The following is a 13,187-nucleotide window of genomic DNA, read 5'->3' as shown; positions in this document are numbered from 1 at the left end:
GTCGGATGGCCGAAGACGACCGCCTTCAGCACATCGAGCGCGTACTCGATCTCCAATGGGCGCCTGTTGTACAGGCATGCATCCTGAACAGGCCGGACGACACCTTGCGCAGTCCATTGGTCTATAACGACAAAACCACCACCCCGGAAAGGAGCACGATCGCGGCAGTCCATAACCCTGCCATTCACTTCGACATGGGAGCACGTCCATGAAGATCAAAGTCAATTTCGCGCTGGCGGCACTATGCGTTCTGCCCACCATCGCATTTGCCCAGGGTCACGCTGGAAAGCGCGAACCGACGGCAGTCGCCCATTCAACGGCCGAAGCCACCGACCACAAGGGCAAGGCCGACCACTTCGCCCACAAGGATTCACCCTGCGCCCACGGGGAACGGGCCCGCACGCAGGCCGCGACCGAAAAAGCCCCCGACGCACCGCATGAAACCGCGTCCGTCGTCTACCCGCCCGGTTTCTCGACCGGCCCCAGCAGCAACGACAATGTTGAATGACTGAAGCTGTGCAGGGCAGCACATAGCGCACCCACGTGAATCCGACGGAGAACAAGAATGAACGAGAACCCATGCCTATCCCTGCTCTGCAGTTCAATGCTGATGATAAGCGTGGGGATCAGCAGTGCCCGCGCCACAGACAGTACAGCCCTTGAAACCGAGGTGCGCACGCGGGCGGCAGCGGTGGAAACCCAACTCATCGCATGGCGCCGCAACATCCACCAGCATCCGGAACTCGGCGACCAGGAAGTGCACACGGCAAAGCTGGTCGCCGATCATCTGCGCAGCCTCGGCATCGAGGTGCAGACCGGCGTCGCCCGACATGGCGTGGTGGGGATTCTGCGCGGGGCTCAGCCAGGCCCGGTAGTTGCCTTGCGGGCCGACATGGACGCCCTTCCGGTCAAGGAGCCAGCCGGCCTGCCATTTGCCTCCACGGCCAAAGGCAACTACCAGGGTAACGAGGTCTCCGTAATGCACGCCTGCGGCCATGACGCCCACACCGCGATGCTGATGGCGACCGCGTCGGTGCTGGCTGGTATGAAGCCGCAGCTGCCGGGTACGGTCATGTTCATCTTCCAGCCCGCCGAAGAAGGGCCAAGCCTGTTCATGCCGGGCCCGGGCAAGACCTGGGGCGCGCGCATGATGCTGGAAGAAGGCCTGTTCAAGCGGCTAAAGCCTGCCGCCGTGTTCGGCCTCCACGTGATGCCCGGCCGTTCCGGCGAGATCACCTGGCGCGTGGGATCGACCACGGCCAGCAGCGATACGCTCAACATCACCGTCAAGGGCAAGCAAGGCCACGGCGGCATGCCCTGGTTCACGGTCGATCCGGTGGCCACCTCGGCCTTGATGATCAGTGGCCTGCAGACCGTCGTCAGCCGCAAGGCCAACCTCACGGTGTCGCCGGTGGTCGTGACGATCGGTTCCATTCACGGCGGCACGGGCCCCAACATCGTGCCCGAAAGCGTGGAGATGAGCGGCACCATCCGCACCTACGACAAGCAGGTGCGCAAACAGGTCGGCGAAGACATCCGGCTGAGTGCCGAGAAGATCGCCGAGAGCAGCGGCGCCCACGCCGACGTGAGCATCGTCCCGATGTATGACGAAACCGTGAACGACGAAGCGCTGGCCCAGCAGATGGCCCCGGTGCTGAAACGCGCCACCGACGGAAAGGTCGGCACAGCAGCCCTACCGGGAGCCGCGGAGGACTTTTCGTTCTACGCCAAGCAGACGCCGGCACTGTTCGTGTTTCTCGGCATCACACCGGAAGGACAAGACCCTGCCAAGGCCGCCCCCAACCACAATCCCCAGTTCTTCGTGGATGAGAAGGCGCTGGTGGTCGGTACGCGGGCAATGGCGTCGATGGCAGTGAACTTTCTGGCTCGGCAGCGGTGACACGCACCCGTCGATGCGGCCACCTTACGCAACGCTCAAAAACACACCAGCGCCGCGTTGTGGAAATCGGGGATACCGATGTCCTCGAAGGAAGAGATTTCACCAAGAGACAGGGCCCCAACCAGGCGCTCTGCTCCGGTGCGACTGCGCAGCTGGCGCAGTTCCTCCAGGGAGTCACCCTGCAGGTGCAGGCGGCGGCCGGCGCAGTAGAAGGTCAGCAGCGCGTCGCGCGGTGAATCCACATCGCAGCCCAGGGCGTTGGCGATGGCCGCGACGCAGTGGCTGCTTTCCAGGTCGGGCGCCTTGAGCAGGCTGAGGATGGAACAGGGCGGGATCTCGCCGACGCAGATGATGGCGCCGTCCTCCTCGAAGCCGACCGGGATGCGCACCACCACGTTGGCGGCCATCACCAGTCCGAAGGGGTAATGCACCGCGTAGTCATAGAAATTGTCGTGGGTCAGCGTCACGCCGTACTCGGCCTGGATCAGCTCCCGATAGACGTCCATCGCCGGGCGCTGGTTGATCAGCTTGATCTTGTTGCCCTGGGCGGAGGTGGCCTGCATCAGACGCTTCGCAACGGGGTATTCGTGCTTGACGACGCTCTTGAGGGCCGGCATCAACAAGCTGGCCACGCCGTTTTCCACTAACCGCTCCCTGTCGAACAGGCAGGGGATGCGCTGGAAGGTCTCACTACCGGCATTGATGCCCGAATACTCAACGCTGTCCTGCAGTTCGCCATAGATGCCGAGCAGGATGGAGCCGATGGTGGGCACGGTGGCATCGAAGATCAGGAACAAGGTGTCGCCCCGGCCTTCATGCCGGCGAATCCGGCGGACTGCGTCGGCGATGCGCGCACTGGAGGACGGCACGTCCGCATCAAGCTGGTCGAGCAGGAAGGTCGGCGGCATCGGGTCGAGACCGATCAGCCAGGCACCGCGGGACACGAATTCGTCATTGACGATCAGCGCCGGGAAGATCGCACCGACCAGCGGCACATTGGCGTCCCGGAACACCGCCTGGAGGGCCGGAACCTGCGCCTTTTCCGCTTCGGGCAACAGCAACAGCACACCGACCTTGGGGTGGTCCTGCCGCCACTGGGCGATCATGCCCTCCACCGCGGCGGGGCTGGCGTCCGTATAAGCGAAAAGTCGATTGGGCATGGGTAAGTAAATTCTAACTTTCGGTAACCATGCCGCGGAACGCCAGGCACACCTGGTTACGCCCCTTCTGCTTGGCCTGGTACAGGGCCTTGTCGGCGGCCTTCAGCAAGGATGCCAATTCGGACGAATCGTCGGCCAGTTGGGCCACCCCCACCGAGACCGTGAAGCGGATCTCGGCCTCAGCGCTCGAAACGCAGCAGGCTCCCAGCACGCAGCGCAAGCGCTCGGCCACCACCAACGCCTCGTCCAGCGCCGTGTCGGGCAGTAGCGCGACGAACTCTTCGCCACCAAAGCGGGCCAGCAGGTCTTGCTCGCGCAGTTCCTGCTGGGCGACGCCGGCGAGCACGCGCAGGACTTCGTCGCCGACTGCGTGGCCGTGGGCATCGTTGATGCGCTTGAAGTGGTCCACGTCGAAGATCAGCAGGGACAGGGCACGCTGGTGACGCTGGGCGCGGGCCAGTTCGCGCTGGGCACCCATCTCGAAATCACGACGGTTGCTGACACCGGTCAGCGGGTCGATATGGGCCAGCGCCTGCAGCCGCTGGTTGGCTTCGGACAACGCCTCCCCGGTCATCTTGTCGAGCAGCGCGCGCAGGAAGGCGCGGCGCCGCTCCAGCGTGGTGCTCCAGCTGATGAACAGGCTGAACAGCAGCACCGGCAGATACACCAGCGAGAACACCAGCACCACTTCCCGGTTGCCGGCAGCCAGCCGGTACACACCGTGCATGATCACCGCCGAGATCAGCAGCGAGATCGCTAGGGAAGGCAGGAAGCGCACCTGCACGCACAGGTTGGCGAGCACGATGAAGATCACCGAGGCGTATTGGTAGCTGCTCACCCACGGGCTGTTGCTACGGGCCAGCAGCCAGAACCACAGCACCGCCGCAAAGAAGATCTGCACCGGCAGCAGCAGGTCGAGCAGGCGGATGTTCCGCGACCACAGGAACATCGCCAGCGTCAGCGGCAGCACCAGCGCAACGTAGGCCGAACGCACGGCGAGGGACAGGCCGAAGACATCCGGCACGACAATCATGTCGGCCAGCACGTAGGACATGTAGGCGACCTGCCCGAGCAGCGTGACCATCAGCAGAAAGCGCCGATAGTGCTCGTCCTGGTAGGCGTGGAAGGCATCCTGCAGGCCTGGCGGAATCAGCGACAGGCAATCCTTCAGGGCGCGCTCGATGATCTGGCGCTGATCCGGTTCAGACATGGATATCTCGGGAGCGTGTCTCCTCGACCGGCAGCGGGAAGATCGGCTTCCACTGCCAGGGTCGTGACGCTTTGTGCTTGGAATAATTGTAAATATATCAAATTTGATGATTCACTGAATTCGCACTTCAACCCGACAGTGGCAAATTTCCTCCCCGCCATCGGCGGACCGGCTGGAGTAAATTAGCGCCCCTGCCGCCTTCCGTTCCGACTCCATGCGCATCCTCCATACGTCCGACTGGCACCTCGGCCAGCATTTCATCGGCAAGACCCGCCAGGCCGAGCACCAGGCACTGATCGCCTGGCTGCTCGAACAGGTGCGGGAACACGCGGTGGATGCGCTGCTGATCGCCGGCGACATCTTCGACACCGGCACGCCGCCGAGCTACGCGCGGGAGCTGTATTCGCAGCTGGTGGTGGGCCTACACGAGGCCGGTGTGGCGCTGCTGCTGCTCGGCGGCAACCACGATTCGGTGGCGACCCTCGGCGAGAGCCGCGACCTGCTGGCCCGCCTCGGCGCCACTGTGGTACCGGCCGCCGACGGGGCGGACGAACAGGTGCGCGTGCTGCCCCGGCGGGATGGCACGCCGGGCTGCGTGGTCTGCGCGATCCCCTTCATCCGCCCCCGCGACGTGATCCGCAGTCAGGCCGGCGACAGCGCGGAGGACAAGCAGGCATCGCTGCAGGCGGCGATCCAGGCCCATTACCACGACGTTTTCGCCGCCGCCGAGATGCGCCGCAGCGCACTCGCCACCGAGCTGGGCCGCAGCCTGCCGCTGATCGCCACCGGCCACCTGACCACCGTCGGCGCCAGCGCCAGCGAGTCGGTGCGTGAGATCTACGTGGGCGCGCTGGAAGCCTTTCCGACCAGCGCCTTCCCGCCTGCCGACTACATCGCCCTCGGCCACATCCACCGCCCGCAGCGGGTCGGCGGGCTGGAACACATCCGCTACAGTGGCTCGCCGATCCCGCTGTCCTTCGACGAGGCCGGCCAGCAGAAAGAAGTGCTGCTGGTGGACCTGGACGCCGCTGGCCTGCAGGCCGTTACGCCGCTGCCGGTGCCGCGCTTCCAGGCGCTGGCCAGCCTCACCGGCAGCCTCGACGACCTGAAACCCGCCATCGCCGCCGCCGCGCTCGACGGCAATCCTGAAAACCCGGTCTGGCTGGAAGTGGTGGTGCGCACCGACGACTACCTGGCCGACCTGCCGGCCCGCATCGAAAGCATGACCGACGGCCTGCCGGTGGAAGTGCTGCGCATCCGCCGGGCCCGCGGCACCGCCGCGGCCAGCCTGATCTCCGAGGCCCGGGAAACGCTCGACGAACTGACGCCGGACGACGTCTTCGCGCGCCGCCTGGCCCTGGAAGAGCTGACCGACGAACTGCGCGCCGCCCTCACCGAGCGCTTCCGCAGCGTGCTCGCCGGCCTCGAGGAGAACCCGGCATGAAGATCCTGCGCCTGCGCCTCAAGAACCTGAACTCCCTTAAGGACGAGTGGAGCGTCGACTTCACGCGGCCGCCCTTCTCCGACAACGGCCTGTTCGCGATCACCGGCCCCACCGGCGCCGGCAAGTCCACGCTGCTCGACGCCATCTGCCTGGCCCTCTACCACGAGACGCCGCGCCTGAAGAGCATCTCCGCGTCGGCCAACGACATCATGACCCGCCACACCGCCGACTGCCTGGCGGAGGTCGAGTTCGACGTGAAGGGCACGGTGTACCGGGCCTTCTGGAGCCAGCGCCGGGCCCGCAACAAGCCCGACGGCGCGCTGCAGGCACCCAAGGTCGAGCTGGCCGAAGTGGATGCCGCCAGTGGCGAAGGCAAGATCCTCAGCAGCCAGATCAACGACAAGTTGAAGCGCATCGAGGCCATCACCGGGCTCGACTTCGCCCGCTTCACCAAGTCGATGCTGCTCGCCCAGGGCGGCTTCGCGGCCTTCCTCAACGCCAGCGCCAACGAACGCGCCGAGCTGCTCGAAGAGCTGACCGGCAGCGACATCTACGGCTTGATCTCCGAACGCGTCTACCGCCAGACCCAGGAAGCCCGCCAGCAGCTCGACCACCTGAAGGCCCGGGCCGAAGGCGTCGAACTGCTGAGCGCGGAAGCCCGCGCCGAGAAGGCGCAAGCCCTCGCCGCCCTCGCCAGCGCCCAGACAGAGGCCCGCCGCGAGCGGGACGCCACGCTGGCCCTGCGCCAGTGGCGGAGCGGCGTGGACGACGCCGAACGGGAAGCCGGCGTGGCCGCCACCCGCCTGCAGGCCGCCGACCAGGCCATTGCCGACGCCACCCCGCTGCTCGGCCGGCTGGCCGCCGGCGAACCTGCGGAAGCCCTCAAGCCGGTGCATGAACAATGGCAGCAGGCCGAAGCCGCCGTCCGCCACAGCGAAGCGCAGTTACAGCAACTCGCCACCGAACGCCTCACGCTGGAACAAGATCAGGACCGCCAGCACGCCACCGCCGACCAGCTGGCCCGCCACGTCGCCGCCGTCACGCGCCGGCACTGGCAACAACTGCAGGACGAGCAGCTGCGCCTCGACGCCTTCTGCACCAGCCACGCGCGCCGCGCCCAACTGGGCGAGCAGCTCGGCGCCTGGCGCCAGCAGTTCGAGCAACGCCAGTCGCTGCAGCAGGGCCTCATCGACGGCCAGCGCAGCCTCGACGCACTGGCCGCCGAAATCCTCAGCCACGACACCCGACTCGCCCAGCACACCCAGGCCCTGGCTAGCGCCGAACAGGCCCGGACGCAGGCCGAAGCGGAACTCAACGCTGCCCAGGCGACCCAGCTCCAGCGTCTGAACGGCGCCAGCCTGGACGCGCTGCGCCAGCGCTGGCAACACGCCCAGGGCACCGTCGCCCTGTGGCAGCAGCTCGACGAACTGGCCGGCCGGCGCCGCGAACAATCGGCCCGCCATGCCGAGCTGACGGGGCAACTGCAACGGGAGCAGGCCGTCATCGAGGCCCAGGACAAGGCCCTCGTCGCGCTGCGGGAGAAACACGCCGTCCTCAAGGAACAGGTCGGCGACAAGCAGAAGATGCTCGACCAGGAACGGCGCATCCTGAGCCTGGAAGCCCACCGCCAGCACCTCCAGCCCGGCCAGGCCTGCCCCCTGTGCGGCGCCACCGAACACCCGGCCGTCGCCGCCTACCAGGCCCTCGACGTGTCCGCCACCGAAGGCGCGCTGAAAGCCCGACAAACCGAACTGGAGGCGCTGATCGAACAGGGCCAGAAAGCCCGCAACGAGCTGACGGCGCTGCAAACCCGCCGCGACGCCGCGCAGGCCGAACACACCCGCCTCGGCGGCGAACTGGCCCGCCTGGCCGCCGAGTGGTCCGACCGCCACGCCGTACTGGCCGACACGGTCGCCGTCGACGACTGGCAGCAGCCCGAGCGCCTGCAGGCCGCCCGCGCCACCGCAACCCAGGCCCTGAACCGCCTCGCCGAAACCCTGCAAGCCGCCGAGCAGGGCGAACGCCTCGTCCAGCAGGCCACCCAACTCGCCCACGCACGCAGCCAGACCTGGCAGGCCGCCGGCAATCAACTGGAACTGGCCCGCCAGGCACTGGCCACCGCCCGGACCCGCCACGCCGATAGCGGTAAACAACTCGACGCGCGCCGGCAGGAGCTGGCCACCCTCGACGCCCGCCTCGGCAGCAGCCTGGCCGACGCTGGCTTCAGCCTGCCCACCGAGCCGGCGTCGTGGCTGCGCGAACGCGACGCCGAATGGCAGGAATGGCAGGGCGTACAGCAGCGCCGCCAGCAGCTGGCCGCCGAACTCAGCCGCCAGCAGGCCCGCTGCGAGGCCGCCGATGCCGACGCCGCCCAGTGGGAATCCCGCTGGGAGAAGCTGCAGGAGATGCGCGAAACCGTCGTCATCGAGCTACCGTCCCCCGGCGACGATGCCCCCGCCGCGCTGGCCCGCTGCGCCGAACGGATCAGCGGCCTGGCCGCCGAACTCGCCGCGCTGCACGGCCGCCGCCAGCAACTGGAACACAGCCTGGCCGACCAGCGCAGCGCGCTGCTCACGGCCACCGGAACCTGGCAAGCCGCCCTCGCCGCCAGCCCCTTCGCCGACCGGGACGCCTTCCTCGCCGCGCTGTTGCCAGCCGACGAGCGCCAGCGCCTGCAGCAGCACAAGGACGGCCTGCAGCAGGCCCGCCAGCAGGCCGACACCCTGCTGCGCGCCGCCCGCGACAAGCACGCCGGCCTGCTCGCCGAAGCCCGCACGGCGCTGCCGCTGATCGAACTGGAACGCCTGCTGGCGGAACAGGAAGGCCGCCTGAAGGACATCGACGAACGCCACGGCGCCGAGCGGGCGCTGCTCGACAGCGACGCCCAGCGCCGCAACAGCCAGCAGGCGCTGTTCGCGCAGATCGATGCCCAGGCCGCCGAAACCGAGCTATGGCTACGCCTCGACGGCCTGATCGGCTCCGCCAAGGGCGACAAGTTCCGCAAGTTCGCCCAGGGCCTGACCCTGGACCACCTGCTGCACCTGGCCAACCGCCACCTGGCCCGCCTGCACGGCCGCTACCTGCTGCGCCGCAGGACCAGCGGCGAGCTGGAACTGGACATCGTGGACAGCTGGCAGGGCGAAGCCGCCCGCGACACCCGCACCCTGTCCGGCGGCGAGAGCTTCCTGGTCAGCCTGGCGCTGGCGCTGGCCCTGTCGGACCTGGTCAGCCACAAGACCTCCATCGACTCCCTGTTCCTCGACGAAGGCTTCGGCACCCTCGACGGCGAGACCCTCGACATCGCGCTGGATGCCCTCGACACGCTGAATGCCAGCGGCAAGATGATCGGCATCATCAGCCACGTGGAAGGCCTCAAGGAACGCATCACCGCCCAGATCCGCGTGGACAAGGGCGGCGGCGTGGGGCATTCGCGGCTGGTGGTGTAGGCGCGCCACGCCCGTGCCGGCGATTGCGTTCGCCGGCACGGGCAATCCCCCAGTTCAATTCGCCTCCGCAGTCCGGATAGGCTGCGGCGCGGCCTCCTGACCTACGCCCCCTCGGCCAGCGCCCGCGTCACTTCCGCCGCGCCGACCTCCCGGCAGCCGAGCACGTTCTGGCCGCACCACAGCGGCGAGAAGTCACCGCTGCCACGGCTCTCTGCGGCGGCGCGCAGGGGAGCGATGGCGGCGGTGGAGAGGGGGAACTCCGGTGCCAGCGGGCTGAGCGGTCCCAACTCACGCATCGCACGATTGACGATGCCGCGCGCCGGGCGGCCGGTGAACAGGTTGGTGAGGGCCGTGTGGCCGGCGGCCGAACTCTTGAGGGCGGCACGGTGCACGGCGCTGGTGGTGGCCTCGGGGCACAGCAGGTAGGCGGTGCCGGCCTGCACGCCGGCCGCGCCGAGGGCCAGCGCCGCCGCCACGCCACGCGCATCGACGATGCCACCGGCGGCGATCACCGGCACTTTCACCGCATGCACGATGCGCGGCAGCAGCGCGAAGGTGCCCGACTGGACACTCAGGTCGTGGTTCAGGAAATGGCCGCGGTGGCCGCCCGCCTCCAGGCCCTGGGCGATGATCGCGTCGGCGCCGTGGGCTTCGAGCCACAGGGCTTCCTCCACCGTGGTGGCGGACGACAGCACCTTGGCACCCCATTTCCTGACCCGAGCCAGCAGGTCGGCGGACGGCAGGCCGAAGTGGAAGCTGACCACCGGCGGGCGAAAGACTTCGATGATGTCCGCCGTCTCGGCCGTGAACGGATTGCGGCCGGGGCCGGCCGGAATGCCCGCCGGATCGATGCCGAACTCCGCGTAGTACGGCGCCAGTGCGGCACGCCACGCAGCCTCCCGCTCGGCGCTGGGCTGCGGCGGGCGGTGGCAGAAGAAATTGACGTTGTAGGGCTTGTCGGTGGCCACGTGGATGGCCGACAGCTCCTTCTCCAGCGCTTCGGGGCTCAGCATCGCGCAGGGCAGCGAGCCGAGGCCGCCGGCCTCGGATACCGCGATGGCCAGCGCGCTCCCCTGCACGCCGGCCAGCGGGGCCTGGATGACTGGGAGGGTGATGCCGAAAAGCTCGGTGATGCTCATCAGAAGATCTCCTTAGATGCCGAAATGCAGGCGGACGCGTTCGTCCAGCAATTGTCTGGCCTGGCCTTCATCGCAATCGGCCAGGCGCTCGAATATGTCCCGCGCAATGGGCCGGAAGGCATCCATCACGGCGGGGTCGAAATGGCTGCCGCTGTCCCGGTCGAGGATCGCCATGGCGGCCTCGAAATCCAGCGGGGCTTTATAGGGGCGCTTGGAGCACAGCGCGTCGAACACATCGGCAACCGCGAAGATCCGCGCCGCCAGCGGGATCGCCTCGCCGGCCAGGCCGCGCGGATAGCCGGCGCCGTTCCATTTCTCGTGGTGGCCGGCCACCACCGCCGCGGCGCCTTCCAGCCAGCCGATGCCGGTGACGATCTCCTCGCCCTGCTGCACATGGGTATGCATGGTGTCGGATTCGTGCGCGTCGAGTTTGCCGGGCTTGAGCAGGATCGCGTCTGGGATGCCGATCTTGCCGACGTCGTGCAGGAAGCTGCCAGCTATCAGAGCCTGCATCGCCTGGCCGCGCAGACCCAGCCGCTCGGCGATGCGGGTGGCGATCCAGGCGACCCGGTAGTTGTGGGCGCCGGTGTCCGAATCCCGCTTGGCGATGGCGCGGCCGAGGGCATCCATCATCGAAATGTGCGAATCGAGCACCTCGCGGGCCTTGCGCTGGTTATCGGCGGACAGGCGCACGACCACCGGGTAGATCACCGCGCCGCACAGCAGCGAGGCCAGCCCGGCCAGCAGCGCCGCATGCAGCGCGTGGCTGCGGATCTGCTGGCGCTGCCAGTCGGGCACCACGCGCACGCCTTCGAAATAACCGGAGATCCGCGGCAGGCCATCGCCGGCAGCATCCTGCAGCGGCACGAAGATGCGCAGGATCCAGCGTGTATTGCCGTCCAGCCACAGGCTTTCGTAGGACGCGCTGCGGTGCGCCGGGCTGAGGTGTTCCGGCAGCCGCGCTTCGACCGTGGTCCCTTCGGCGGACATCGCGACGGCCAGCTTGTGGCCCTCGGCGTCGTAAAGCTCGGCAATGTCGAACAGCCCGCCGGCGATCGCGTGGGCCGCCTTGGCGGCCTTGTCGGCAGCCTCAGGGCCGTTGAGCGCCAGGGCATCGAAATGACGCAGCAGGCGGCGCGACTCTTCCATCCCCAGCGACACGGCGGCCTCCTCGGCCTGCTCCCGCGCCAGGAACCAGGCGATCGGGCCGGCCAGCACCGCCAGCAGCACGCTGACGGCAGTGATCCGCATGGCGGTACGCCGGTTGAAAGTGTTCATGCCCGCGACGATGCGCGCCTGCTGTGACGAGGATTCCATTATCGCCGCGGGGCACGGGTCACCGCCAACCCGTGCGAAGGCTGCCGCCGGATTGCGCCAGAGTCAGTCCCCGCCGGCAACATCGGTGGCGGGGACTGATTCCGCCCCCCACTCGGCCACGAACACCGCCCGGAATTCCCGCAGCCAGGCTACGCGCTGCTCGCCGAGACGCCTGGCGGCGGCGGTGTTCATCAAGGCCGGCAAGGTGGCCAGCTTCACCTCGATGTGATCGAGGGAATAGGCCCGGTCGTCGGCCGGGCGCCGCAGCGCGAGGGGATCGTCGGCGTGAGCCAGCGCCGAGCCCATGCGCCCGGCGGTGTAGAACATGCGTGCGAGGCCGACTGCGCCGAGGGCGTCCATGCGGTCGGCGTCCTGCACGATCTGCGCTTCCAGGCTGCGCGGCGGAATGCCCGCCGAAAAACTGTGGGCCTCGATGGCGTGGGCCACGGCGTCGAGCCGCTCCGCCGGAAAGCCCGCCTCCACCAGCCTGGCGCGGGCCTGCTGCGCCGCCAGCCGGGAGGCCTGGGCGCGGCGCGGGTCGTCCTTGGGCAGATTGACGAGGTCGTGCAGATAACAAGCGGCCAGCACCACCAGGCCGTCGGCCGCGGGGTACTCGGCCAGCAACTGCTGCGCAACGCGCCACACCCGGTGCAGGTGCTGCACGTCATGGGCGCCGTCACCATCGGCGGCAGCCGCGGCGAGGGCGATCATGCGCGGCTGCCAGTGAGCGAGAATGCCAGGGAAATCGGACATGGATGCAAACCTCGTGGTCGAAGGGCGGACAGAGCCGCGAATGATCCACGAGTTCGCGCCGGCCTGCCGGATCGAGGCGGCCGCCGACTTACAACTGCAGCATGTCCTTGGTACACGCCCCCGCGTACACCGAATCCATCGTGATGCGGATCTGCAGGTCCTGGTTGCCCTTGCGGACCGACTGCTGGACCTCGGAACGTACGTGACGGGCGGCGACGGTATTGTTGATCCACATCTCGACGGCGTTGCCGTCGGCCAGGGTGCAGGTCATCTTCCAGGCGGCGCTGGTCTCGCTGCGGGTCGCATCGGAAATGCTGCAATGGGCCCCCTGCTTTTCCATCTTGTCCCGGTCGAGCCCCGGCGTCAGGTAGGGGTCGCGGGCCAGGAAGGCCGGCGACAGGCAGATCTGCGTCGTGCTCTCCGACACCGTGCGGGGCGGACTGGCCGGCGTTTCGCGGGCGGTGACCACCGTCTTGACCTTCCAGCCGCCGGGCTGAACCGTGGTCGGACCAGCAAGGGCCGGCAGCGTGGCCAGCATGAGGGGCAGCATCAGGACACGGACAGACATGGAGACCTCCCGCCGGAAGATGAATGGATGACGCGATGGTGCCACGGCCGGCAGGGCCACGGTCAATGGGACATGGAACCCACGCGTAGCGACGTAGCCAGCCCGGTCGAAGCCCCGCCCCCAGGTGAGGCCATGGTATCGCCCTGCCTCGCAGGCACCACTACGGTGCATATACTCCCTTAGAGGTATATGAAGCCGGATTTTTCCCAGAATTTCGCACTAATACAGTGCGCAAGGTAAAAAACCGTGG

11 protein-coding genes are annotated in these 13,187 nt (G+C 67.9%); 5 read left to right on the top strand and 6 right to left on the bottom strand.

Features of this window, described 5'->3' with window-relative positions; all coding sequences use genetic code 11:
* The first annotated feature begins 5 nt into the window (after positions 1-5).
* The 3 genes from AC3QL2_RS11870 to AC3QL2_RS11860 all read left to right on the top strand — a co-directional run bounded on the left by AC3QL2_RS11870 (position 6) and on the right by AC3QL2_RS11860 (position 1,900).
* A complete protein-coding gene (locus AC3QL2_RS11870; protein WP_493235873.1) occupies positions 6-212 on the top strand; it encodes a hypothetical protein in 207 nt (68 codons plus the stop codon).
* Complete coding sequence (locus AC3QL2_RS11865; protein ID WP_493235874.1) at positions 209-508, top strand: hypothetical protein; 300 nt, start codon at positions 209-211, stop codon at positions 506-508. The genes AC3QL2_RS11870 and AC3QL2_RS11865 overlap by 4 nt, the downstream gene beginning before the upstream one ends.
* Positions 509-604: 96 nt before the next feature.
* Positions 605-1,900, top strand: coding sequence for an amidohydrolase (locus AC3QL2_RS11860; RefSeq protein WP_493235876.1), 1,296 nt, complete (start codon positions 605-607; stop codon positions 1,898-1,900).
* A 35-nt stretch (positions 1,901-1,935) separates the two neighbouring features.
* Here the strand turns inward: AC3QL2_RS11860 and AC3QL2_RS11855 are convergent, their stop codons facing one another.
* Positions 1,936-3,060, bottom strand: coding sequence for an FIST signal transduction protein (locus tag AC3QL2_RS11855; RefSeq protein ID WP_493235877.1), 1,125 nt, complete (start codon positions 3,058-3,060; stop codon positions 1,936-1,938).
* 13 nt (positions 3,061-3,073) lie between these two features.
* Complete coding sequence (locus AC3QL2_RS11850; protein ID WP_493235878.1) at positions 3,074-4,270, bottom strand: GGDEF domain-containing protein; 1,197 nt, start codon at positions 4,268-4,270, stop codon at positions 3,074-3,076.
* A 214-nt stretch (positions 4,271-4,484) separates the two neighbouring features.
* Between AC3QL2_RS11850 and sbcD the strand changes: the two genes are divergently transcribed.
* Together sbcD and AC3QL2_RS11840 are read left to right on the top strand one after the other, a co-directional pair.
* Positions 4,485-5,714, top strand: a complete 1,230-nt coding sequence (gene sbcD, locus AC3QL2_RS11845) for an exonuclease subunit SbcD (RefSeq protein WP_493235879.1) — start codon at positions 4,485-4,487, stop codon at positions 5,712-5,714.
* Positions 5,711-9,160: an AAA family ATPase gene (locus tag AC3QL2_RS11840; protein ID WP_493235880.1), complete on the top strand. Its 3,450-nt coding sequence runs from the start codon at positions 5,711-5,713 to the stop codon at positions 9,158-9,160. Before sbcD ends, AC3QL2_RS11840 begins: the two co-directional genes overlap by 4 nt.
* 101 nt (positions 9,161-9,261) lie before the next feature.
* On the opposite strand, the gene AC3QL2_RS11835 is transcribed toward AC3QL2_RS11840, so the two are convergent.
* The 4 genes from AC3QL2_RS11835 to AC3QL2_RS11820 all read right to left on the bottom strand — a co-directional run bounded on the left by AC3QL2_RS11835 (position 9,262) and on the right by AC3QL2_RS11820 (position 12,937).
* On the bottom strand, positions 9,262-10,299 hold the full coding sequence (locus AC3QL2_RS11835) for an NAD(P)H-dependent flavin oxidoreductase (RefSeq protein ID WP_493235881.1): 1,038 nt from the start codon (positions 10,297-10,299) through the stop codon (positions 9,262-9,264).
* A gap of 12 nt (positions 10,300-10,311) precedes the next feature.
* A complete protein-coding gene (locus AC3QL2_RS11830) occupies positions 10,312-11,616 on the bottom strand; it encodes an HD-GYP domain-containing protein (protein ID WP_493235882.1) in 1,305 nt (434 codons plus the stop codon).
* A 63-nt stretch (positions 11,617-11,679) separates the two neighbouring features.
* Positions 11,680-12,369, bottom strand: coding sequence for an HD domain-containing protein (locus AC3QL2_RS11825; RefSeq protein WP_493235883.1), 690 nt, complete (start codon positions 12,367-12,369; stop codon positions 11,680-11,682).
* Positions 12,370-12,457: 88 nt separating this feature from the next.
* Positions 12,458-12,937: a DUF3617 domain-containing protein gene (locus tag AC3QL2_RS11820; protein WP_493235884.1), complete on the bottom strand. Its 480-nt coding sequence runs from the start codon at positions 12,935-12,937 to the stop codon at positions 12,458-12,460.
* Positions 12,938-13,187 lie beyond the last annotated feature (250 nt).

Source organism: Zoogloea sp. GW822-FHT05C07 (assembly GCF_058800215.1).
Note: the sequence above shows the minus strand (reverse complement) of the source record. Positions and strands in the feature narration are given on the sequence as shown.

Coding starts and splice junctions, on each gene's coding strand:
- AC3QL2_RS11870 (WP_493235873.1), top strand. CDS start 6: ATGGCCGAAGACGACCGCCTTCAGCACATCGAGCGCGTACTCGATCTC.
- AC3QL2_RS11865 (WP_493235874.1), top strand. CDS start 209: ATGAAGATCAAAGTCAATTTCGCGCTGGCGGCACTATGCGTTCTGCCC.
- AC3QL2_RS11860 (WP_493235876.1), top strand. CDS start 605: ATGCTGATGATAAGCGTGGGGATCAGCAGTGCCCGCGCCACAGACAGT.
- AC3QL2_RS11855 (WP_493235877.1), bottom strand. CDS start 3,060: ATGCCCAATCGACTTTTCGCTTATACGGACGCCAGCCCCGCCGCGGTG.
- AC3QL2_RS11850 (WP_493235878.1), bottom strand. CDS start 4,270: ATGTCTGAACCGGATCAGCGCCAGATCATCGAGCGCGCCCTGAAGGAT.
- sbcD (WP_493235879.1), top strand. CDS start 4,485: ATGCGCATCCTCCATACGTCCGACTGGCACCTCGGCCAGCATTTCATC.
- AC3QL2_RS11840 (WP_493235880.1), top strand. CDS start 5,711: ATGAAGATCCTGCGCCTGCGCCTCAAGAACCTGAACTCCCTTAAGGAC.
- AC3QL2_RS11835 (WP_493235881.1), bottom strand. CDS start 10,299: ATGAGCATCACCGAGCTTTTCGGCATCACCCTCCCAGTCATCCAGGCC.
- AC3QL2_RS11830 (WP_493235882.1), bottom strand. CDS start 11,616: ATGGAATCCTCGTCACAGCAGGCGCGCATCGTCGCGGGCATGAACACT.
- AC3QL2_RS11825 (WP_493235883.1), bottom strand. CDS start 12,369: ATGTCCGATTTCCCTGGCATTCTCGCTCACTGGCAGCCGCGCATGATC.
- AC3QL2_RS11820 (WP_493235884.1), bottom strand. CDS start 12,937: ATGTCTGTCCGTGTCCTGATGCTGCCCCTCATGCTGGCCACGCTGCCG.